17 protein-coding genes, 1 tRNA gene and 1 pseudogene are annotated in these 22,152 nt (G+C 71.0%); 12 read left to right on the forward strand and 7 right to left on the reverse strand.

Annotated elements, in window-relative coordinates; translation table 11 throughout:
* Positions 1-37: 37 nt before the first annotated feature.
* A complete protein-coding gene (locus tag ABZ192_RS01355; RefSeq protein ID WP_356922474.1) occupies positions 38-862 on the reverse strand; it encodes a class I SAM-dependent methyltransferase in 825 nt (274 codons plus the stop codon).
* Between the two features lie 100 nt (positions 863-962).
* On the opposite strand from ABZ192_RS01355, the gene ABZ192_RS01360 reads away from it, so the two are divergent.
* Complete coding sequence (locus tag ABZ192_RS01360; protein ID WP_356922475.1) at positions 963-2,831, forward strand: prolyl oligopeptidase family serine peptidase; 1,869 nt, start codon at positions 963-965, stop codon at positions 2,829-2,831.
* A gap of 304 nt (positions 2,832-3,135) precedes the next feature.
* On the opposite strand, the pseudogene ABZ192_RS01365 reads toward ABZ192_RS01360, so the two are convergent.
* Positions 3,136-5,035, reverse strand: a pseudogene (locus tag ABZ192_RS01365) (NAD-binding protein).
* 176 nt (positions 5,036-5,211) lie between these two features.
* Here ABZ192_RS01365 and ABZ192_RS01370 point away from each other — a divergent pair.
* From ABZ192_RS01370 to ABZ192_RS01415, 10 genes are all read left to right on the forward strand, one after another.
* On the forward strand, positions 5,212-6,300 hold the full coding sequence (locus tag ABZ192_RS01370; RefSeq protein WP_356922476.1) for a permease: 1,089 nt from the start codon (positions 5,212-5,214) through the stop codon (positions 6,298-6,300).
* Positions 6,297-7,001 carry a TIGR03943 family protein gene (locus ABZ192_RS01375; RefSeq protein WP_356922477.1) on the forward strand — a complete coding sequence of 235 codons (705 nt, stop codon included), beginning with the start codon at positions 6,297-6,299 and terminating at the stop codon, positions 6,999-7,001. The genes ABZ192_RS01370 and ABZ192_RS01375 overlap by 4 nt, the downstream gene beginning before the upstream one ends.
* Before the next feature lie 87 nt (positions 7,002-7,088).
* Positions 7,089-7,535: a hypothetical protein gene (locus ABZ192_RS01380; RefSeq protein ID WP_356922478.1), complete on the forward strand. Its 447-nt coding sequence runs from the start codon at positions 7,089-7,091 to the stop codon at positions 7,533-7,535.
* A gap of 230 nt (positions 7,536-7,765) precedes the next feature.
* A complete protein-coding gene (locus tag ABZ192_RS01385) occupies positions 7,766-8,479 on the forward strand; it encodes a Crp/Fnr family transcriptional regulator (protein WP_356922479.1) in 714 nt (237 codons plus the stop codon).
* Positions 8,480-8,572: 93 nt separating this feature from the next.
* Entirely contained in the window at positions 8,573-9,373 is an 801-nt protein-coding gene (locus ABZ192_RS01390) for a hypothetical protein (RefSeq protein WP_356922480.1), read from the forward strand.
* Entirely contained in the window at positions 9,366-11,633 is a 2,268-nt protein-coding gene (locus ABZ192_RS01395) for a hypothetical protein (protein WP_356922481.1), read from the forward strand. The genes ABZ192_RS01390 and ABZ192_RS01395 overlap by 8 nt, the downstream gene beginning before the upstream one ends.
* Positions 11,630-12,703, forward strand: a complete 1,074-nt coding sequence (locus ABZ192_RS01400) for a hypothetical protein (RefSeq protein ID WP_356922482.1) — start codon at positions 11,630-11,632, stop codon at positions 12,701-12,703. Before ABZ192_RS01395 ends, ABZ192_RS01400 begins: the two co-directional genes overlap by 4 nt.
* Complete coding sequence (locus ABZ192_RS01405) at positions 12,696-14,024, forward strand: DUF4407 domain-containing protein (protein WP_356922483.1); 1,329 nt, start codon at positions 12,696-12,698, stop codon at positions 14,022-14,024. Before ABZ192_RS01400 ends, ABZ192_RS01405 begins: the two co-directional genes overlap by 8 nt.
* 88 nt (positions 14,025-14,112) lie before the next feature.
* Positions 14,113-14,682, forward strand: a complete 570-nt coding sequence (locus tag ABZ192_RS01410; protein WP_356922484.1) for a Pycsar system effector family protein — start codon at positions 14,113-14,115, stop codon at positions 14,680-14,682.
* Positions 14,683-14,707: 25 nt separating this feature from the next.
* Positions 14,708-15,859: a hypothetical protein gene (locus tag ABZ192_RS01415; RefSeq protein ID WP_356922485.1), complete on the forward strand. Its 1,152-nt coding sequence runs from the start codon at positions 14,708-14,710 to the stop codon at positions 15,857-15,859.
* 91 nt (positions 15,860-15,950) lie between these two features.
* Here the strand turns inward: ABZ192_RS01415 and ABZ192_RS01420 are convergent, their stop codons facing one another.
* From ABZ192_RS01420 to ABZ192_RS01435, 4 genes are all read right to left on the reverse strand, one after another.
* The gene (locus tag ABZ192_RS01420; RefSeq protein WP_356922486.1) at positions 15,951-16,532 is read right to left on the reverse strand and encodes an EVE domain-containing protein; all 582 of its coding nucleotides are present in this window, start codon (positions 16,530-16,532) and stop codon (positions 15,951-15,953) included.
* 197 nt (positions 16,533-16,729) lie between these two features.
* Positions 16,730-16,803 (reverse strand) — tRNA-Pro (locus ABZ192_RS01425).
* Positions 16,804-16,850: 47 nt separating this feature from the next.
* Complete coding sequence (locus ABZ192_RS01430) at positions 16,851-17,624, reverse strand: Pr6Pr family membrane protein (RefSeq protein WP_356922487.1); 774 nt, start codon at positions 17,622-17,624, stop codon at positions 16,851-16,853.
* A gap of 110 nt (positions 17,625-17,734) precedes the next feature.
* Complete coding sequence (locus ABZ192_RS01435) at positions 17,735-18,661, reverse strand: metallophosphoesterase (protein WP_356922488.1); 927 nt, start codon at positions 18,659-18,661, stop codon at positions 17,735-17,737.
* 146 nt (positions 18,662-18,807) lie between these two features.
* Between ABZ192_RS01435 and ABZ192_RS01440 the strand changes: the two genes are divergently transcribed.
* Complete coding sequence (locus tag ABZ192_RS01440; RefSeq protein ID WP_020271803.1) at positions 18,808-19,272, forward strand: GatB/YqeY domain-containing protein; 465 nt, start codon at positions 18,808-18,810, stop codon at positions 19,270-19,272.
* 307 nt (positions 19,273-19,579) lie between these two features.
* Here ABZ192_RS01440 and ABZ192_RS01445 read toward each other — a convergent pair whose 3' ends face one another.
* Complete coding sequence (locus ABZ192_RS01445; RefSeq protein ID WP_356922489.1) at positions 19,580-21,877, reverse strand: transglycosylase domain-containing protein; 2,298 nt, start codon at positions 21,875-21,877, stop codon at positions 19,580-19,582.
* Between the last annotated feature and the right edge of the window lie 275 nt (positions 21,878-22,152).

The following is a 22,152-nucleotide window of genomic DNA, read 5'->3' on the forward strand; positions in this document are numbered from 1 at the left end:
GGGGCAGCCGGGCCGGCCCGGCCTGCGGGGTCGGCCGTCAGTCCTTGCGGGCCCGGACGGAGTACATCAGCGGGATCCGCGGCCGGTCCGCCGGATAGCGGAAGTAGCCGTCCCGCCGCTCGAAGCACCCGAACCGCCGGAACAGCGACACGTCGTGCTCGTGCAGGAACTCGATGCGCAGCCCGGCCGCCGCCAGCGCCGAGACGACCTCGCCGACCGGATGCTGCCACTCCACGCGCCGGTTGTGGACGAACTCGGCGCCCTCGGCCGCGTAGGAACCCGGACTCTCCTCGATCCAGGCGTCACGGGCGAAGTAGTCGTATGTGATCCGCGAGCCGGTCTCGTCGTCCAGGACGTCGGTGAGCGGGTGGAACTCGGACAGGTACAGGAACCCGCCGGGCGCCACCAGCGAGGCCGCCGTCTCGGCCCAGCGCCCGATGTCGGGCAGCCAGCACAGCGCGCCGACGCCGGTGTAGACGATGTCGTACGAGGTGTCCGGGACCGCCGTGGCCGCGTCGTACACGTCCGCCGCGACGAACGCGGCCCGGTCCTGGCCGAGACCGAGATCGCGCGCGAGGCCGCGGGCGAGGTCGACCGCGGGAGCGGAGAAGTCGAGGCCGACGACGCGGTCGGCACCGTGCCGGGCCCAGGACAGGGTGTCGAGACCGATGTGGCACTGGAGGTGCAGCAGCGAGCGGCCGGAGACGTCGCCGACCTCGGCGAGCTCGAAGTCCCGCAAGGGGTCTTGCCCGGCCCGGAAGGCGTCGAGGTCGTAGAAGTCGCCCGCGGCGTGCAGCGGGGCGCGTTCGTCCCAGTGGGCGCGGTTGGCCTCGTGCCAGTCGGCCGGGGTGGGGGAGTACATGGGGTGCTCCTGACCTGCTCGGAAGGGGGACCGGTGGAGGTTATCCACAGGCTGAGGACCTCGCCAGCGAATTGTCGGTGAGGGCGGGCAGTATGGGGCCATGACTGAGAGCAACGGATCCGACGCGCGGGATCAGCGGGACCAGCACGAGCAAGAGGTACAGGCGGCACAGCAGGAGCGGATGCCGGACTGGGAGAAGCGCTTCCGGGCGCCCCGGGTGTCCCTGCCCGACTGGGCGGAGGACGCTCCGGACCGCTCCCTGTTCGTGTCGAACGCGACGGGGACGTACGAGCTGTACGCCTGGGACCGGAAGACGGGCGAACAGCGCCAGGTGACGGACCGGCCGAACGGCACGACGGACGGCGTGCTGTCCCCGGACGGCGCCTGGATCTGGTGGTTCGACGACAAGGACGGCGACGAGTTCGGCGTCTGGCGCCGCCAGCCCTTCGCGGGCGGCGCGGACGAACTCGCCGCCGAGGGCCTGGACCCCTCCTACCCGGCGGGCCTCGCCCTCGGCCGTGACGGGCGCACGGCGGTCATCGGCCGCTCCACCGACGAGGACGGCACCACGATCCACCTCGTCCGCACGGGCGAGCAGCCGGTGGAGATCTACCGCCACCGCGAATCGGCCGGCGTCGGCGACCTCTCCCACGACGGCTCGCTCATCGCCATCGAGCACACCGAGCACGGCGACGCCATGCACTCCGCCCTGCGCGTCCTGCGCACCGACGGCACGCCGGTCGCCGACCTCGACGACACCGAGGGCGGGACGCGCGAGCTGGGCCTTGAAGTCCTCGGCTTCGCCCCCGTCGGCGGCGACACCCGCCTCCTCATCGGCCACCAGCGCCGGGGCCGCTGGGAGCCCCTGGTCTGGGACGTCGCCTCCGGCGAGGAGACGGACCTGGCGCTGGAGCTGCCGGGTGACGTCAGCGCCGAGTGGTATCCGGACGGCACGGGCCTGCTCATCGCGCACAGCTTCGAGGCCCGCAGCGAGCTGTTCCGCTACGACCTGGCGAGCCGCGCCCTGACCGAGATCCCGACCCCGCCCGGCACGGTGTCCGGCGCCACGGCCCGGCCCGACGGCAGCGTGGAGTACCTGTGGTCCTCGGCCGCCGAACCGTCGGCGGTCCGCTCCACGTCCGGCGGTGTCGTGCTCGACCCGCCCGGCATGAAGTCGCCCGGCTCGGTGCCGGTGGAGGACGTGTGGGTGGAGGGACCGGGCGGCCGCATCCACGCCCTCGTCCAGAAGCCGGAGGGCAGCACCGGCCCGCTCCCCACGGTCTTCGACATCCACGGCGGCCCGACCTGGCACGACAGCGACTCCTTCGCGGCGGGCCCGGCGGCCTGGGTCGACCACGGCTACGCGGTGATCCGTGTCAACTACCGTGGCTCCACGGGCTACGGCCGTGCCTGGACGGACGCCCTGAAGCACCGCGTGGGCCTCATCGAACTGGAGGACATCGCCGCGGTCCGCGAATGGGCCGTCACCTCCGGCCTCGCGGACCCCGACCGCCTCGTCCTGACCGGCGGTTCCTGGGGCGGCTACCTCACCCTCCTCGGCCTCGGCGTCCAGCCCGATGCGTGGGCCCTGGGCATCGCGGCGGTCCCGGTCGCCGACTACGTCACGGCGTACCACGACGAGATGGAAGCGCTGAAGGCGATGGACCGCACGCTCCTCGGCGGCACCCCCGAGGAGGTCCCCGACCGCTTCGAGGCCTCCTCCCCCCTCACCTACGTCGACCGGGTCAAGGCCCCGGTCTACATCTCGGCCGGCGTCAACGATCCCCGCTGCCCGATCCGCCAGATCGAGAACTACGTCAAGCGCCTGGAGGCGAGGGGCGCGGTCCACGAGGTGTACCGCTACGACGCGGGACACGGCTCACTGGTGGTGGACGAACGGATCAAGCAGGTAAGGCTGGAACTGGAGTTCGCGGAGAGGCACCTCAAGGGGCAGCCGAACGCCCAATAGCTCGGGATGGCCTGTGGTGTGGCGGCTGCGGGCACATCGTGGCCGATCGCGCAGTTCCCCGCGCCCCTAGGGCGCGGGCAGTCGCCCAGCCCGCGGGCAGTCGTGCCTCCCCCAGTGCCTTAAGGGCCTGGGAGGTGCCCCCAGCCGGCACGGGTGGGCGCGGGCGGCACCCCGCTGCTCCGGGTTGCGCCACGCCCCGGCCTAGCTGCAACGCGAGCACCTCGCAACGCCGGGCTGCCCAACCCCGCGCCTCGACCCCCGAGTACCTCGTGATCGCCGGGCAGCGAAGCCCGCCGCTCGGCGATCACGCCCCCGCCCGCTCCCGCCGCCTGCGCCCCAGCAACTCCGCCAACCCCCGCCGCGTAGCCGCCAGCACCACCCGGTCACCGGCCCCCAGCACATACGTAGGAGGCAGATCCCACACCAGCCCCGAAGCCGGCGCCCCTTCCTCCTCCGGACTCTCGCCCTCACCCCGCCGCCCCCCCAGGAGGTGCCGTATTGAGCGCCAGCACCCGCCACGCCCCCGCCCGGAAGGCCTGCCCCACCGTCCGCCCCTCCAACTGCGGATGCCCGGCCACCTCCACCTCGGCGAACAGCAACACCCGCCGCTCCACCGGAATCGCCCCCAGGATCTGTCGCCCCATCATCGCCCCGGCGAACGCGGGTGCGGCCAGATGGGACACACTCCGGCTCCGCGTGAGGGCCGACGGATGCGCGGCCCGCAGCGTCCGGTACACGGCAGTCGCGAAGTCGTCGTCGTACAGCCGCAGCACCACCCGCAGATCGGGCCGCACGGACCGGGCGTACAGCGCGGCCTCCAGGTTCGTCGTGTCCGCACTGGTCAACGCGAGCAGCGCATGCGCCCGATGGATCTTCGCGGCCTCCAGCACCCCCTCCTGCGTGACGTCCCCGAGCACCACCGGCACCCGCAGCCGCCGCGCCGTGGCCATCCCCCTGGCCTCGGGATCGGACTCGACGCACACCACGGGAATGTGCAGTTCCCGCAGTCGCGTCAGCACCCGCGTGCCGATCTTGCCGAGCCCGAGCAGCACCACATGCCCGCCGAGCCCCCGCGGCGGCTTCCGCAGCGCCGACGCGCTGCGGAACGTGCCCAGTGCCTCCAGCACCGCGGCCAGCAGCACCGGCAGCAGCAGCAACCCGACCAGTCCGGACAGCAGTTGCAGCACCTGCCGCCCGGTCGACGCGTGGTACGCGGGATCGTTGATGCCGAACAGGTCGAGGAGCGTGACGTACGTGGCGTACAGCGGATGCTGCCCGGTCACGAACATCAACGCGACGGCGAGCGCGAGCACACACCCCACCAACCCGGCCAGCGACCACCGCAGCCGCCGCGAGAACAGCGAGGCGAACGGCGGCACGGCACCCCGCCCGGAGGGCAGGGACGGCCCGGTGTACGACACCTGCTCCAGGACGACGGTCCCGCGCCCGGTCGCCGACGCCACCGCCGTCTCGTCCGGCAGCAGTCGCGGCCCCTGCTCCCCGCTGCCCTCGGAACCGTCCGCTCCGGCCGGGTCGTTGCTGGTGGCGGACAGCAGCGCCAGGGTGCACAGGCCGGGGTCGGCCACCTCGCCCGGCCGCGGCGGCTGCCGCTCCACGGCACGCAGGACGAGCCCTTCGGTCTGGACGACCTTGCTGGTGCCGACGAGGGCGGTCGCGGCCAGCGCGGGAGCGGCCGTGTCGGCGTCGGACAGCACGGTCGTCGACGCGTCCAGGCCACCGCCCGTGCCCGGCCCCGTGCCGGAGGCCACCGCCGCCGTCTGGTCGAGCAGTTCCTCGATGTGCTGGCCCAACCGCCGGTTGTACAGCCGGAGCACCAGCCTGATGCGGGGGTTGAGCCGGCGGGCGGTGAGTGCGGCGCGGATGTTGGTCTCGTCGTCGTCGTACACGAGCGCCAGGGCCGCCGCCCGGTCGGCGCCCACATCGGTGAGCACGGCCTCGGTGACCTCGGGAGCTTCCACGATCTGCTCGTTCGCGGCCGGTTCGGCCCCGGCCGTGCCCGTCCGGTTGACGGCCGCGCTGACCCGGTCGAGCAGGGCGGCCGAGGCGGCCCGGGCCCGTCCGACCACCGGTTGCCGTACCCGGCGCCCCGAGGGCGGCACCACGAGCGTGACCTGCTCGCCGTACACACCGCGCAGTTCGGCGGCCAGCCGGTGTGCGAGTCCGTCGTCCCCGCACACGATCATGTGCGTGGCCGGATCACCTGGCAGACCTTGGTTCGGAACGCTCCCCACAAGGGAGAAGACTGCCTCACCGGGACGGCCGGTTCCAGAAGGGAACCGCGGTGGCTGAACGCCCGGAGCGGCCCGGCCGTACAGAAGGGGAGGCAATGCCCGTGCGCACGACCGGAGGTACCGGGCCCGTGGCCACCACGAAACCCGCCCCGCAGGAGACCGACGAGACGGTCGGGAACGAGACCACGGTCGCCGACAAGGTCCCGGGCCCGGACGACACCCGCCACCCCAGCCCCGACGACACCCGCCCCCCGAGCCCCGACGAGGCCCGCCACTTCAACTCCCCCCTCCTGCTCACCCTCTTCCTCCTCACGGCGGTGATGCTCCAGGGCCCGATCCGCGGGGCCCTGTCCGCGCCGGTGATGCAGAGCTGGATGACGGTGTTCGTCGCGGTCATGGTCCAGGCGCTGCCGTTCCTGGTGCTCGGCGTGCTGCTGTCGGCGGCGATCGCGGTGTTCGTGCCGCCGTCCTTCTTCGCCCGGGCCCTGCCGAAGCGCCCGGCCCTTGCGGTCCCGGTCGCGGGCGTGGCTGGCGCGGTGCTGCCGGGCTGCGAGTGCGCGTCGGTGCCGGTGGCCGGGGCGCTGGTCCGCCGCGGGGTCACACCGGCGGCGGCGCTGGCGTTCCTCCTCTCGGCTCCCGCCATCAACCCCATCGTGCTGACGGCGACGGCGGTGGCCTTCCCCGGCAACCCGGAGATGGTCCTGGCCCGTTTCGTTGCGAGCCTGCTGGTGGCCTGTGCGATGGGCTGGCTCTGGCACCGCGTCGGCCGCGCGGACTGGCTGCGCCCGCCGGACCGACCGTCGTACGAGGGGCAGGGCAAGGGCGCGGCCTTCTGGGGCTCGGTGCGCCACGACGTGACGCACGCGGGCGGTTTCCTGGTGATCGGTGCGATGGCCGCGGCGACGCTGAAGGCGGTGGTGCCGGAGGAGTGGCTGCGCGCGGCGGCCGGGAACCCCGTGTTCTCGGTGCTGGCCCTCGCGGTGCTCGCCGTCCTGCTGTCCATCTGCTCGGAGGCGGACGCGTTCGTGGCGGCGTCCCTGACCCAGTTCTCGCTGACGGCCCGTCTGACGTTCCTCGTGGTGGGGCCGATGATCGACCTGAAGCTCTTCGCGATGCAGGCGGGCACCTTCGGCCGGGCCTTCGCCCTGCGCTTCGCCCCCGCGACGTTCGCCCTGGCCGTCGTCGTGTCGGCCCTGACCGGAACGGTCCTGCTGTGAACCGCCTGGCCCAGACGGCCCTCCTCTTCCTGCTCGGCGCGACCCTTCTGCACGCCGGCCTGACCGACCTCTACCTGCGCTACGTCAAGGCAGGCCTGCGCCCGCTGGTGCTGCTGGCGGGCGTGGTGCTGATCGCGACGGCGGCGGCGACGCTCTGGTACGAACGCCGGGCACGCGGGCAACAGCACCACCACCACGAGCCCCGTATCTCCTGGCTCCTCACCCTGCCCGTCCTCGCCCTGATCCTGGTCTCCCCGCCGGCCCTGGGCTCCTACAGCGCGGCCCACACGGGCACGGCCCTGACGAAGCCCTTCGGTTTCCCGGACCTCCCCGCCGGCGAACCCCTCCGCCTCGGCGTGGCCGACTACGCGGGCCGAGCGGTGTACGACGACGGCCGCTCCCTCCGCGGCCGCCAGCTGAAGATCACCGGCTTCGTCACGCTGGACCGGGCGGGCACGCCCTACCTGGTCCGCATGGGCCTCAACTGCTGTGCGGCGGACGCCCAGCCGGTCAAGATCGCCCTGACCGGCAGTATCCCTCCGGTCCTGAGCCCGGACACCTGGCTGGAGATTACCGGCCGTTACACACCCGACCGGACCAAGGACCCGGTCAACGACGGCCCGATCCCGTACCTCGACGTCACCAGCGCCAGACCGGTACCGGCACCGGCCGACCCGTACGACGAGACGTGGAACACCTGACACCCGCGTACGAGCTGTCACCACGCCGCGTACTAGAAGCACCACTTCCGGGTACCCGGGAATCTCGCTGATCAGCGAGGGGGAGGCATGACCACATCGACTCGCGGGACCGCAACCGGGAGGCGGCCCGACCGTGCGGCGGAACCCGCCCCGGACCTGTTGACCGAGGCCCGTGAGCAACTCGCGAAGGCCGACAGCAAGGCCGGACTGACCCTGGCGACCCTGGGCGCGGCCCTGACCGCCCTGCTCGGCGCGATCACCGGCGGCCTCATCGTGCCGGCCCAGTACACCGTGGTCCCACAACTCCTGGTCTGGTCCGGCTGCGCCGCCTGCGCCCCGTCCCTCGTCCTCCTGGGCCTGGCCGTATCCCCCCGACGCACTGCCCAGGCCTCCTCTGCCCCGGACGACAGGCAGGTGGAGGTCCTGTCCCGCACCGTCCGGCTCAAGTACCGCTGCATACGCCGGGCGATGGCCTGGGGCGCGGCCTTCCTCACCCTCACACTGGCGGGCACGCTGGCCGGGGTGCTGTCCTGACAGCCCACTCGGATCACTTCGCGGACCGCTGACGATTTCACGCTCTGATTAACTCGCCAGTAATAATCCTGGGCCGTCTTCTTGCAAAGAACGCCCGTTCGGTCAATTCCGGCTGCAAGGCAAGAAGAACAGGCCATATCCCGTCCTGTCCGTGTACCGGGGCACGGCTCGGCGGCAGCATGGTCGGACGCTTGAACGGTGCGTTGTGCCGCGGAGTGAGATCGTCGGGGGTGCTGGTGAATCACGTGTGGCCGCCGTCCACTTTTCTTGGCCGGCTGCGGAACACGACACGCGAAGAACTCCTGGGACAGGGCACCCCCATCGCCTATCCGACGCATCGCGCGCTGCTGCAGCAGGGCGACGACAGCAGGCACGTCCTGCTGGTCACCAGTGGTGTCGTGAAGGTCGTCGCCAGCGCGGAGAGCGGCTACGACATGCTGCTCGCCGTCCGGATAGCGGGCGACCTGGTGGGCGAGATGGCGGCTTTCGAGGAGCGTCCCAGGTCCGGCACGGTGGTCGCGTGCAGTGACGTGACCGCGCGGATCATCCAGGTGCAGGCGCTGGAGACCTTCCTCACCCGGCACCCGGACGCCATGCGGGCCATCCTGCAGATGCTGTGCGCCCGGCTGCGCTGGGCCAACCGGCGCCGCGTCGACTTCCAGGCCTACGACTCGCTGACCCGCCTGGCCCGGGTCCTGGCCGAGTTGTGCCAGGCCTACGCCCAGCCCGCGCGGGACGGTGACGGCAGGCGCTGCGCCCTCGGAGTGACGCTCACCCAGAAGGAACTCGCGTCGCTGGCAGGCCTGAAGCTCAACACGGCCGAAAAGAGCCTGGCCGCACTGACAGCCCAGGGGCTGGTGGAACGCAGTTACCGAAACATAACCATCTGTGACGTTCCGAAGCTGATGGAATTCGCCAAAGTCGTTGCCGACAACCCGTACTGATACGGAATCACTTCGCGCTCTCTCTCCTAGCCTCTCGGGCAGCACATTCGTGGGCAGTGTCTGCCCATCGCCTGCCCAGAGAGGAATGATCGGGTGGCTGCGTGGCCTGACTTCTATCCCTGCACCTGCATAGCCGTGGACGCCCAGTCCTACGGAAGCAAGAACGACCGTAGGCAGTCCGAAATCCAGCACGATCTGCCGAGGCTCCTCGACCGTGCCGCCAGAGGCGCCGGACTGGACCGCGCGCAGTGGCACATCCAGCACAAGGGCGACGAACAGCTGGCGGTCCGGCCCGTCGACGGCAAGGAACCCCGCCTGGTCGACGACTACGTCCGTCATCTCGTCGCCGAGCTGCGCGAGTACAACGCCCAGCGAGTTCCCGAGGCCCGGATGCGGCTGCGGGCCGTCGTCCACCAGGGACTGGTGGAGCTGGCCGACAACGGCTTCGCCGGCACGGCCGTGGTGGCCACGGCCCGCCTGCTGAACGCGCCCGCGCTCTACGACGCCCTGGCCGCGCACCCGGAGGCCGACCTGGCGCTGCTGCTGTCCGACGACGTCTTCCGGTCCACGGTGGCGGGCGGTCACACGACCCTGGCGACGGAGGCCTTCACCCGCGTCACCGTCCATGTGAAGGAGTACGAGGCCACGGCCTGGCTGTGGGTGCCCGCGTCCGGCGCACCGGCCGGGGCCTCGCATGAGCCCGGGGCCGCGCAGTGGGGGAAGCACGCGGCCCCGGTGCCGGGGGAGCCCGCGGCGGACCGGCCCGAGCGGGCCGCCGCGGGCGGGACGGGGATCAGCAACGCCTACCAGGGCGACAACATCAATGTCACCAACATCGCCGGCCCGGTGGACGCCCGGGGTGCCGTCTTCGGCTTCGGGAGCAACGGTGGCTGACGACACGGACCCGGACGGCGGGCTGGACACAGCGCCGCCCGCCCCCGAACCCGACCAGGACCCCGAGCCTTCCGAGCCGGAGGACGACGGCGGCGCGCCGCAGGCCGGGGACGAGGACCCGGGCCCGGACAAGGCCCCCGAGCAGCGCACGGAGCCGGACGAACGCGAGGAGGACGACCGCGGCTACGACGACCTGCGCCGCGTCCACCAGCTCGTCAACAACAACTTCTACGGCGTCGTCGACGCGGCCGGGGCGGCGTTCGGCTTCGGCCCCGCCTCGTCCCCGGGCCTCGCCCCCGGCACCATCGAGCCCGAGGAGGCGGACCGGGCACTGCGGTACTACCTGCCCCCGCAGCCCTGCTTCGACGAGGCACTGGGCAGGCTGCGCGCGGACGGCCTGGTGGTCCTGACCGGTCAGGACGGCTGCGGCCGCGGCGCGGCATCCCTCGCCCTGCTCAGGGACGTCCTGGGCGAGCAGGCCACACTGCGCAGCCTGTCGCCCGCCAACGCCCTCGCCGAGCTGGCGGCATCACGGGACCTCAAGCCGGGCCGGGGCTACGTCATCCTCGACTACGTCGGCGAGCTGCCCGACCAGGCCGTGCAGGCGTACGAGGTCGGGCGGCTGAGCGAGGAACTGCACCGCAAGGGGTCGTACCTGGTGATCACGGCGGGCGACACGACCCGCCGCCGGCTGGCGCTGCGGGACCGCTGTGTGCCCTGGCAGTCCCCGGACCCCGTGGAGCTGTTCGAACACTGCCGGGAGCAGCTGCCGCACGCCGCCCTCACGCCGGACACGGAGCAGGAGCTGCTGGAGCGGGTCGGCGAGCAGCGGCGGCCCGCGGACGTCGTCGCGGCGGCCGTGGCCCTGTCCCAGGAGGGCGCGGACCAGGCGCTGGAGACCCTGCGGGACCGGTATCGGGAGCGCGTCCAGGAGTGGTTCCGCAGGCAGCCGCCCGCGGGCGACCTGCTCCCGCTCGCGGCGCTGGCCTTCCTGGAGGGCGTCCCGGAGCGGACGTTCGAGCAGGAGTGCGCCGCGCTCACCGCCCACGTGCGCAACTGGGAGCAGAGCGGCGAGACGCCGGTCGCCGAGCCGGACGACGAGACGAGGACACCGCCGGGCGGCGCGGTGGCCCAGCAGTCCAGGGCCCGGTGGAGGGAGCGGGCGGTGGGACTCGTGGCCACCGAGCACCGCCCGGGCCCGGGCCGGGACGCCGGGCGCAGCGAACGGCGCCTGGTCTTCACCTCGCCGCGCGTCCGCGAGCTCGTCATCGCGGAGCTGCACGACCTGTACGGCTACGAGCTCTGGTACCCGCTGCGCCAGTGGCTGGGCGAGCTGGCCCTGCGGGGAGACCTCGACACCCGGACGGAGGTGGCCCGGGGTGTCGCGCTGCTGGCGCGGTACGCCCTGGTCGAGGTCGACGAGAACCTGCTGAAGGTGTGGTCCGAGGGCATCACCAGCCAGCGGGTGACCGCCGCGCTGACGCTGCAGTTCATGTGCGATGTGGAGCATCTCGCCCCGCAGGCCCTGAACATCGTCCTGAGCTGGACCGACAACAGCGGCCAGGGCCGTGCCGTGACGGCGGCCATGGCGCTGACGGGCCGCCTGGGCTCCCTCTACCGCTTTCAGGCGCTCAGCCTGCTGTGGTTCCTGATGCAGCGCGGCGAGCGGATCGCGTTCTCGGCCCGGCGTTCTCTGGTCCTCCTGCTGCAGACCGCCGAACAGGACCCCGAGCGCGTCCTGTTCACCCTCCGGTACGTGCGGACGGTGATCGCCAGGACGGCGCCCCGCTCCCGGGAGCGGTCGATCGCCCTGCGCACCGCCCTGCAACTGCTGGAGGCCACCCGGCTGGAGGTCCCCGAGCCCGTCACCGCCGCCCTCCTGCGCGGCGTCCCGGACAGCGCCCGCCAGCTCGGGGCGCTGTGGGCGGACGTCCTGCACAGCAGCAACCGGAGCCGGGCGGTCAGCGCGCTGTGCCGCACGCTGGTGCAGTTGCGGGACGACCCCTCCGTCACCGGCGCCGTACGCGAACTCGGCGAGGCCATGCGCAACGCCATGAGCGGGCGCCAGTGGGCCGCCCTGTGCCACCACCTGTCCATCGCCCTGAAGCACCCCGACTACGCGATCCCCGGCGCCCGCCAACTGGCGCGGATCCTCCTCGGATCGCTGCTCGGTCGGCCACCGGCCGAGCCCCGGCGCTCCGCCGCGCCCCTGATGTCCACCGCTCCCGTCCCTTCCTCTCCTGGAGGTCGAAGCAAGTGAACTACCCGGTCATCGCCGAGCACATACTGGCCACGGTCCAGGGCACCTGGTGGTCTCGGCGTCGTCGCCGCGAGGACGTACCGCCGCTGCCGCCCGGCGCGGCCTACGTCTTCCGGGTCGGCGGGAACTACCGCATGTTCCCCGAGGGCATGGTGTTCGACCCGTCCCACCCCGACGTGCTCGACGCCTCCTCGGTCAGCCTGGTCGACACCCGGGCGCGCCTGGTCGATGTGGAGCGTCCCCTGCCGTCGATGAGCGAGGCGGACAACTTCACCATGCGGGCGTCCTTCACCTGCCAGGTGACCGACCCGATCGTCATCGCCCGGCAGGGCATTCTCGACGTCACCGTTCCCCTGCGCGCCTACCTGATGGGCGACAGCGACCTGCCGAGGGTGAGCGCCGGGCACCGCGTGGAGGAGGTCAACGCGGTGCGCACCGAGGCGAGTCATCGTATGACCGCCTACAGCGCGATCGTGCCGCCGCGTGTCGCGGGCATGAGCGTCGAGTTCGTCAGCGCCGAGGTGCACGCCTCGGACGACCTGCGCGACTGGGAGCAGAAGCTGCGCGACGAGCGGCGCTCCTGGGAACTGCAGCGTGGCCAGCGCGACTTCGAGACCGAGGACGCCCGGCGGATCGCGGAACTGCTCTCCCAGGGATCCGACCACGTGGATGCCTTCGGCATCGCCCGCAAGGAGATGGACGTCACCGAGGTGGCGGCCCGCATCCACCGGATCACCGACGAGGAGTCGGCCCGCCGCCACACGGCGGAGACGGCGGAGCGGTCCCACGCGCACGCGCGTGAGACGGCGGAGGCGCAGATGCGCCGCGACATGCTGCTGACGCTGCTGCGGCAGATGGGGGGCAGCGAGTACGTCGACTATCACCAGGTCCTGGAACAGGTCCTGCGCGAGACGGGCGGCCAGGCCGCGCCGGGCCTCTCGGCCGCCGCCGACAGCGTCCGCATGGTCGAGTCGGGACAGGGACGCCCCGGTGGCACGGCAGCGGGCCGGGAGGGGGCGCGCGACGCGCAGGCGGGCTTCATCAGGGACGAGGACGATCTCGTTGACTGACGTCCCGACGAACCGTGTGACGGCCACCGGCACGCCGGACGGCCACAGAACCGGCGACAAGGCCGCACGACGGTTGCGCGCCCTCACCGGTGTCGACGAGGAACTGCTGGCCAGGGTCCGGTACGAGCGAAGCAAGTACACGGCCCTCGGCGGGGTGGTGCTCGGCACGTCCGTGATAGCGGCGTTCTCCATGTGGAACTTCGCGACCCAGGCGCTCGGCAGGGTCTCCTTCCTGGCCCTGGTCCCGACAGTCATCTGGATGCTGTTCGTCCTCAACCTCGACCGCTGGCTGGTCACTCCTCAGCCCAACGCCCGGCGACGGGCCGGCCCTCTCGTCACACGCCTGCTGATCGCCCTGATGCTCGGTGTGGTGATCGCCGAGCCGCTGGTGCTGCGCATCTTCCAGACGGCCATCGAGGAACGCGTCGCGGACGAACGTACGGACGCCCTCGACCGGTTGCGCACGAACCTGGTCCGCTGCAACCCCGTCCCGTCCACCACGCAGGCCGTCACGCCGAAGGGCTGCGGCAGGACGTACGTCCTCTCCTTCGGCGCGACGCCCGGCGAACGGGGCGAGGAACTGGACGCCTTGCGCTCGGACGCCGCCGCCCTGCAGAAGCGGGTGGACCAGGACACCGCCAGGCTGGAGTCGATCGACTCCGAGGTGCGGGACGAGTGCCGCCGGCTGATCCGCATCGCCGCCACCGGCCTCTACCAGCGGACCTCCGAGTGCCTGCGCCTGCGCGACAAGGCACAGGACTACCGGACCACCCACCGCACCAGTGAGAACGAGAAGCGGCTCGCCGGCATGAACAACCGCATCTCGAAGATCGAGGCGCAACTGACCGCGTCACGCGGCGCGTTCCTCAAGGACCGGGCCGACGGCATCGAGCGGCGGCTGGACGAGGAACGGGCCAAGCAGAAGGAGATCGGGGTCCTGGAACGGATCCGGGCGCTCGATGAACTCGCGAGTGGCAACGCGGTGCTGTTCGTCGGCGTCTGGCTGATCCGCCTGCTGTTCGTACTCCTCGACATGCTCCCCGTACTGGTGAAATACCTGAGCGGCGACACCGCGTACGACCGGATGCTCACCAGCGAGAGCAACAGCGCGGTCAAGATCCACGGCGAGGAGGTCCGCCTCACCGAGCGGCGGGCCATGGCGAACCTCGAGATCGCCCAGGACGCCATCGAACAGGAGGTCCGGCGCCACCGCGCGGAGTCGGAGGCGGCGGCCCGGGAACACACGGCGGCGATGAACATCCGGGTCCGGCAGGCGGTGAACGCGCTGGAGGACGAGATCCGCCGCTCGTCCACGGTCTGACACACCCGCCCGCACCACGGACACAGCTCTACGGCCGCCCCGCACGCCGGGGCGGCCGCCCCGGCACCGACGGAAAGGAGGGGCAGGCATGACCACACCCGCAAGCACCCCCGGCACAGGTCCGGGTCCGGATACCGACACCGACACCGACGCTGGTATGGGCACCGCGACCGACCGCGCCGCGAAGCTCGCCAGGGTGCTGCTGTCCGAGGTCCGTGAGGAGCTCGTGAAAGCCGACAACAAGGCCGGTCTCATGCTGGCGTCCCTGGGCGCGGTCCTGACCGCCCTGCTCGGCGCGATCGGCGGCGGCGTCATCACCCCGCGCCAGTACCCGGTCGTCCCGCAGCTGCTCCTCTGGGTGGGCTGCGCCGCCTGCGCACCGGCCCTCGTCCTGCTCGGTCTGGCGGTGACCCCACGGCTGGGAAACCCCCACCGCTCCCGCACGCACTACTTCGGCGACGCGAGGCTGGCGACGTCGGCCGCACACCTGGAGCGGACGGTCCGCCGCACCGACCCCGTGACCCGGGACCTGTGCCAATTGGCGGCCCTGTCCCGGACCGCCTGGACCAAATACCGCTGCATACGCCACGCACTGGCCTGGAGCACGGCTTTCTTCGTGCTCACTTTGCTGGGCATAGTGACGGGAGCGTCGGTTTAGGCCGCAGTGAGGGGTGGGTCAACAGATGACTGATCAGTCGGTATTCGTCCTGGGGAGCGCCTTGCAGGCCCTGGAGCCGACCGCGTTCGAGACCGAGGCGGAGTTCCAGGAGCTTCTAGCGCGCCATCCGCGGGTGCTGGACTTCGGCTCGCTCGCCGACGGTCAGCGGTTGCGGCTGGTGCTGGTGGCGCGGGAGATGGGTGTGTCGACGAGCGCGGAGAGCGGTCCCGCGTACTGGCTGGACCACCTCTTCGTCGACGCCGACGGCGTGCCGACGCTGGTGGAGGTCAAGCGGGCGAGCGATACGCGCATCCGGCGCGAGGTGGTGGGCCAGATGCTGGATTACGCAGCGAACGGCGCTCGCTACTGGCCCGGAGCGCTGCTCCAACGCTCGTTCGAAGAGACCTGCGCCGCGGACGGCCGGCCGCTGGAAGAGGCGTACGGAGAACTCATCGGCGACCGCTCCCCGGAGGAGTTCTGGTCGACGGTCGAGGAGCGGCTGACCGCCGGGCAGATGCGGCTGCTGTTCGTGGCGGACCGGATCCCGCTGGAGCTGAGGGCGATCGTCGAGTTCCTGAACCGCCAGATGCGGCAGACCGACGTGTACGCGGTCGAGTTGACCCAGTACCGGGGCGACGGTGACCTCCGCGTCCTCGTCCCACGCATCCACGGGGAGGTCGCCACGGCAGCGAAGTTCCCGTCCGGACGCCGCACCGCGCAGCGGACCACGCGGGCGGACATGGACGCGGTGATCCGCTCCCGGCTCGCCCCCGAACCGAGCCGGACGGCAACCGCACTGCTCGACCACGCGGCGGCCCGGGGCCGACTTGAGGGCGGAACGGCCAAGTACCCGAGCATGTCCGTCTACTACCCCGTCGCCGGCCGGCAGGTGCCGATCTGGACCCTGTCCCTCTACGACAACCCCGCAAAGGAGGAACTCGCCTTCAGCTGCGGCTCCATCACCCACCACCTCGGCCTCGACTGCGCGACGGCCTTCGCGCAGTCCCTGCCGCCCGTCCCCGAACTGGAGAGAAAACTGGAGACGCAACGGGAGAAGGGATACAAAGGCTGGCCGTCGGTCTCACTCTCCGCCTTGGCGGCCGAACCCGGCGGGCTGGAAGGCATCCTGGCGGCAATCCAAGACCTCATGGACGGCGGCCGGGAAGCCACTGCCTGAGTGACCTGGCGACAGGCGCCGGGAGCCGTGAATTCGACGGCCGTCACTTTGCGAGCGTGGCGGCGGCATCTTGAGCGGGACCTCTTCGTGGTCAGGCCGAAGGACGACCCGGGTGGCCTCCCTCTGGGAGTGGGTAGCGGTACGCAGTGGCGACGAGCTCTTCCCGCCTTGGCGTCCACTCAGTCCACGTTCGCCAACGTCCGCCATGGCAGCGAAGATCGTCGTCGAGTTCGATCTGGTCTATCACTCCGTCGACTGCCTCTGCGAGGTGATCCCGCAGCGCGCGGATGGTCGGTTCGATCTCACGCAGGCGTGCCTGCGTGACTGGGTGCTTCAACCGCCGATACCCGCCCAGGGGTGCCTCCCAAGCGGGCTCTGGGCCCGATGTCCTCCGCTGCCGGCCATAGGTGCCTCGGCTCTGCCAGGTGATCGTGGATGCGAAAGCCTCACCCCGAACGTGGGAGTACCCCACCACTCCAGGGCCGTGGTTCTTGTCCCAATGGAGAACGAGGTCACCGGGCCGTGCCTCACGGACGAGTGCGTAGGACCAATACTCCTCGCCCCGGTCATTGACTTGGGGTGCGAGCAGGTTGGTGCCGATGTCATCGCGGTTCGTAATCTCCAGCCAGAAACGTTCGAGCGGGTCGTGTCGCCACCACCTGTTGACGGGCATGGTCCCCCTTGACTAGCAGCCTTTGTCTTCCGCTGATCTTGTCAGGGTCATGTGGATCCGTGCCGCGGCTCGCTGCTGGCGACGAGTGGGGCTGCTCTCCGACCGGGGCGTTTTGCTGGAGGAGACCTCCCGGCTCGCAACGCAAACAGGTCCGGCAGGTACTCACGTGAGTACCTGCCGGACCTGGTGTTTCTCTGTCGGGGTGGCGGGATTTGAACCCACGACCTCTTCGTCCCGAACGAAGCGCGCTGCCAAGCTGCGCTACACCCCGATATCGCTGCTGTCGCGGCGACGACGTTTACTTTAGCCCACTGGTGGCTAGAGACGAAATCCGGTTTTCCAGGGATGGCGGAGGGGGTTCGGGCGGGCGTGGTCGAGGGCCACGAGGAGGATCGCCAGGGCGTAGAAGGAGAGGCCCAGGAGGAGCGCGTTGCCGAGGACCTTCTTGTAGCCGTCCTGGTCGACGTCCAGGAAGGGGTAGAGGTAGCGGTCGGCGCTGCCCGGGAGGAGCAGCTCGCCTCGGATGAGGGAAAAGGCCAGGTAGGCCAGGGGGTAGAGCAGCCATGTGCTGGCCTGGCGCAGGTGCAGGCGGCCGGGGGTCGTGAGCAGGAGCCAGTCCACTGCGGCCGCGATCGGGGTCAGCGTGTGGAGGGTGTGGTGGGCGACGGCCTGCCAGCCCGTCGGAGCGGCCGCGGCCTCGCCCGTGGGGGAGAAGGGGCTCGCCTCGTTCGCCAGGAGCAGGTGGTGCACCAGGGCCGCGATGACGAGGTAGAGCAGGGTCGCGCCCAGGACGGCTCCTGGCAGCGGGCGGGCGGCCGTCCACGCGCGGCGGGCCGAGAGGGCCATGACCAGTGCGAGGAGAATGTTGCTCTGGATCGCGAAGTAGCCGAGGGTCCGGGACGGGTCGCCCAGGAGTATTTCCAGCGCCACACCCGCGGTCGCCGCGAGGGCGACCAGCAGGCGGAAGGCCGCGGCCGCCGGGCGGCGCACCGGCGTGACGACGGCCGTGGCGGGGACGGGGGACGGCTTCAGCGCGGGCTTGCCCGGAATCGCGGGGAGATCCGGTATGTCCCGGGGTATCGGGGCGGTCATGCCCTCACGCTGACAGAAGCGGACAGAGAGGGCGATTTTGGGCGGGCTGTGTGGGTTAACGGGGCGGCGCAGGTCCGCCCCGGGTTCTGCCGATGGGCAGACGCGCCTCGCTACTCCCGCCCCACCAGCGTGAGCAACGTCGCTTCCGGCGGGCACGCGAACCGTATCGGTGTGTAGCGGTTCGTGCCGCAGCCCGCCGAGACGTGCAGGTACGACGTACGACCCTCCGCCGTGTGCGTGGACAGGCCCTTCACGCGGTCCGTGTCCAGGTCGCAGTTGGTGACCAGGGCGCCGTAGAAGGGGATGCACACCTGGCCGCCGTGGGTGTGGCCGGCCAGGATCAAGGGGTAGCCGTCGGCCGTGAAGGCGTCCAGCGTGCGCAGGTACGGCGCGTGGACCACGCCCATGGAGAAGTCGGCGGAGTCCGACGGGCCGCCGGCCACCTGCTCGTAGCGGTCCCGCTTGATGTGCGGGTCGTCCAGGCCCGTCAGCTCCAGCGAGACGCCGTCGACCTTGAGCGTGCCTCGCGTGTTGGTCAGGTTCAGCCAGCCCGCCGCGTCGAAGGCGTCCCGCATCTCCTCCCACGGGATGTGCGGCACGCCGACGGCCGGCGGGTTGCCGTTCAGGCCGTGGCGGCCCTGCACCTTTTCCCACAGGTAGCGGGTGGGGTTGCGGAACTTCGGGCCGTAGTAGTCGTTGGAGCCGAAGACGTACGCGCCCGGGAACTCCATCAGAGGGCCGAGCGCGTCCAGGACCTCCGGGATGCCCTCCGCGTCGGAGAGGTTGTCACCCGTGTTGATCACGAAATCGGGGCGCAGGCCCGCCAGGGAACGCAGCCAGCGCTGCTTCTTGCGCTGGCCGCTGACCATGTGGATGTCGGAGACCTGCAACACGCGCAGCGGGCGCATTCCCGAGGGCAGGACCGGGACCGTGACCCGGCGGAGGCGGAAGGAGCGGGCCTCGAAGCCCGCCGAGTACAACAGACCGGCGGCACCAGCCGCCGCGATTCCCAAGGGGACTCCGTATCGCGCGCGCATGCGTCCATCGTGTCAGACCGCGCGGGTCGTCTCCGCCCGGCGGTGCCCGAAATCCCCTGACGCCCCCGGCCCTTCGGTCATCCTTTGAAGCACGGCCCCGCAAATCTAGGGGCGCCTGCCCGCCCGCACCTGCGACAATCAACCTCATGACCACGCTCAAGTCGAAGCTGCAGGACGACCTCAACGCCGCGATCAAGGAGCGCGACGAGCTCCGCTCCTCGACGCTCCGGCTGACCCTCGCCGCGATCACCAAGGAGGAGGTCGCGGGCAAGGAGAAGCGCGAGCTCTCCGACGACGAGGTGCAGAAGGTGATCACCCGGGAGGCGAAGAAGCGCCGTGAAGCGGCCGAGGCCTTCGCACAGGGGGGTCGCGCCGAGAGTGCGGAGCGGGAGAAGGCGGAGGGCGAGGTGCTCGCTGCGTACCTGCCGAAGCAGCTCAGCGACGACGAGCTGAACCGGATCGTCGCCCAGGCCGTCGAGGAGGCCAAGGCGGCCGGGGCGGAGGGTCCGCGCGCCATGGGTGCGGTCATGAAGATCGTGAACCCGAAGGTCGCGGGCCAGGCCGAGGGCGGCCGCGTCGCCGCGGCCGTGAAGAAGATCCTCGCGGGCTAGGGGAGACCCGCAGACCCAGAGATCCGGAGACCCTCCGGCCGGGCGGCGACGCGGACGCCCTGTGACGCAACGCCCTGTCGCGGACCCCGGTCGCCTGGTCGCGCGGTCGCTCGGCCCCCGGTCGCCCGGCCTCCCGGACGCCCGTCGCGGAAGCGTACGACTCGATCGGCCGGCAGCACTGCGGCTGACAAACACGCGGCTCCTTCCCGCCGTACGAAGATCTTCGTACGGCGGGAAGGAGCCGCCCGCGTTCAGGACGCCGCCTCGGCCGCCTCAGCCGCGCCAGGAGTCAGCCGAGTCAGGCGAGTCAGCCACGCCCCCCGTTCCCGTTCCCCCCGTTGCCCTGGCCCCGGAAGAACCCCTCCGGGATGGAGAACGAAGGCGTCGGGAAGGTCTCGTCGCCCCCGCCGCCGTTGTTGCCGCCGACCAGACCGCCGATGAAGCCGCCGTTGTCGTTGTCGCCGTTGTCCCCGTCGCCGCGACCCTCGTCGCCGTCACCGTCGCCGCGGTCCCGGTCCCGGTCGACGCCGGGGGGGATGTGGACGGTGTTGAAGTTCTCGACGGGCTTGCCCTCCAGCGCGCCGGTCATCATGTCGCCCCAGATCGGCCCGGGGACCTCGCCGCCGAACACCTTGTCGTGCGGGACGCCGCCGATGGTGATGTTGACCATCTTCCGCTTGTGCGCGGGGTCGCCGACCCACACGGCACCGGCCAGGTTCGGTGTGTAGCCCACGAACCAGGCCGCGTAGCGCTCGTCCGTCGTACCGGTCTTACCGGCGCTGGGGCGGCTGCCGAGGCCGGCCTTCTTGCCCGTACCGTCCTCGACGACGCCCTGCAGCAGCGTGTTGATGGTGTCGGCGGTCTTCTCCGACATCGCGCGTGAGCAGGTCGACTTCGGGACCGGGAGCGACTTCTTGCTGTCGCCGACGCGCTGGCTGATCGACTCGATGGCGACCGGCGTGCAGTACATGCCGCGCGAGGCGAACGTGGCGTACGCGTTCGCCATGGTCAGCGGGGACATCTCCTGGGTGCCGAGGGCGAGGGAGGGCACCTGGGGCATCTTCTTGCCGTCGGCCCGCTCGACGCCCATCTTCTTCGCCATCTTCGTCACCGGGCAGATGCCGATGTCGCTGATCATCTCGACGTAGTAGGTGTTGACCGACTTGGCGGTCGCCTCCCTCATGTCGTACGGACCGACCTCGGACCTGTTCTCGTTGGCGACCTCGGCGGGGTTGGTCGGGTCGTTCTTCCAGGTCCTGCCGTTGCAGGCCGAGACCGGGCTCGGGTACGGCATCTCGTACGGCGAGCGGTACACCTTGTTCGCCGGCATGCCGTCCTCGAGGGCCGCGGCGGCCACGATCGGCTTGAACGTCGAACCGGGCTGGTAGCCGACACCGCCGCCCATGTCGCCGTTGACGGACAGGTTGAGGGTCGTCTGGCCCTTCTTGATGTCGACGCCGTACGGACGCGACTGGCCCATCGCGACGATCTTCCCGGTGCCGGGTTCGACGAGGGTGGCCGCGGTCGCCACGTCGTCGCTCGTGTAGACGTGCTCCTTGATCGACCGCTGCGCCGACTCCTGCGCCTGCGGGTCGAGGGTGGTGCGGATCGTCAGGCCGCCCTGGTTCCAGACCTTCGCCCGCGCCTCCTGGGTCTTGCCGAAGACCGGGTCGTTCAGGAAGACCTCGCGCACGTAGTCGCAGAAGAAGCCCGCGCCCTTGACCGCCGTGATGCAGCCGTTCTTGGGCTTGCTGACCTTCAGGCCCAGCGGCGCCTTCATCGCCTCGGCGGCCTGCGCCCGGGAGATGTCGCCGACATCGGCCATGCGCCGGAGCACGGTGTTGCGGCGCTTGGTGGCCTCCGCCTCGTCGTTGACCGGGTCGTACCGGCTGGGCGACTGGACGATGCCGGCGAGGAGGGCCGCCTCCTGGACGTTCAGGTCCTTGGCTGACTTGGAGAAGTAGCGCCGGGCCGCGGCCTCGACGCCGTAGGCCTGCTGGCCGAAGAACGTGATGTTCAGGTAGTTCTCGAGGATCTTCTTCTTCCCGAGCTCCTCCTCGACCTGGATCGCGTACTTCAGTTCGCGGATCTTGCGGCCGATGGTCTGCTGGGTGGCCTGCGCGACCTTCGTCGGGTCGTCGCCGGCCTCCTCGACGAAGACGTTCTTCACGTACTGCTGCGTCAGGGTCGAGGCACCCTGGGCGACCTCACCGCTGCGCGCGTTCTTGTTGAGGGCGCGCAGCACGCCCTTCAGGTCGACCGCGCCGTGCTGGTAGAAGCGCGAGTCCTCGATCGCGACGATCGCCTTCTGCATGTACGGCGAGATGTTCTTGAGGGGCACCACCGTGCGGTCACGCGAGTAGACCGTGGCGATCTGGCCGCCGTCGGCGTCGAGGATCGTGGTGCGCTGGCTCAGGGGCGGGGTCTTCATGGTGGCCGGGAGTTCGTCGAAGCTCTCGACCGATCCCTTCGCCGCCAGCCCCAGCGCACCCACCGCGGGCAGCGCGATGCCGGCCAGCACGGCTCCCGCGAGAACACTGACACCGAGGAACTTGGCGGCCTGCTGCGTGGGAGACAGACCACCGCCCGAGCGCTTCTTTGGCATGAGGGCAGCCTACGTTCTCATTCGCCGGACAGGCGTATAGGCCTTGGCCTAAGCTGCTCTCAACTGTCACAGCAGTGAGGCCACGTATCAATACGTCCGGCGACCCCGAATCGTTCCGGGTGTTCCCCAACTTTTTTGGTGGGGTCGTGTCCGAATCCGCCTTGTGTGTCATACGGCGTCCGTTGTGGCGCATGCGAACTGTCCTGGTTTGCCGGGAAGGTTACGTATGTCGCCAGCTCACTCCCCCGGGTGATCTGCCGCTTACCCATAGTCCG

The sequence above is a fragment of the Streptomyces sp. NPDC006235 genome, assembly GCF_040613735.1.
Lineage (GTDB): Bacteria > Actinomycetota > Actinomycetes > Streptomycetales > Streptomycetaceae > Streptomyces.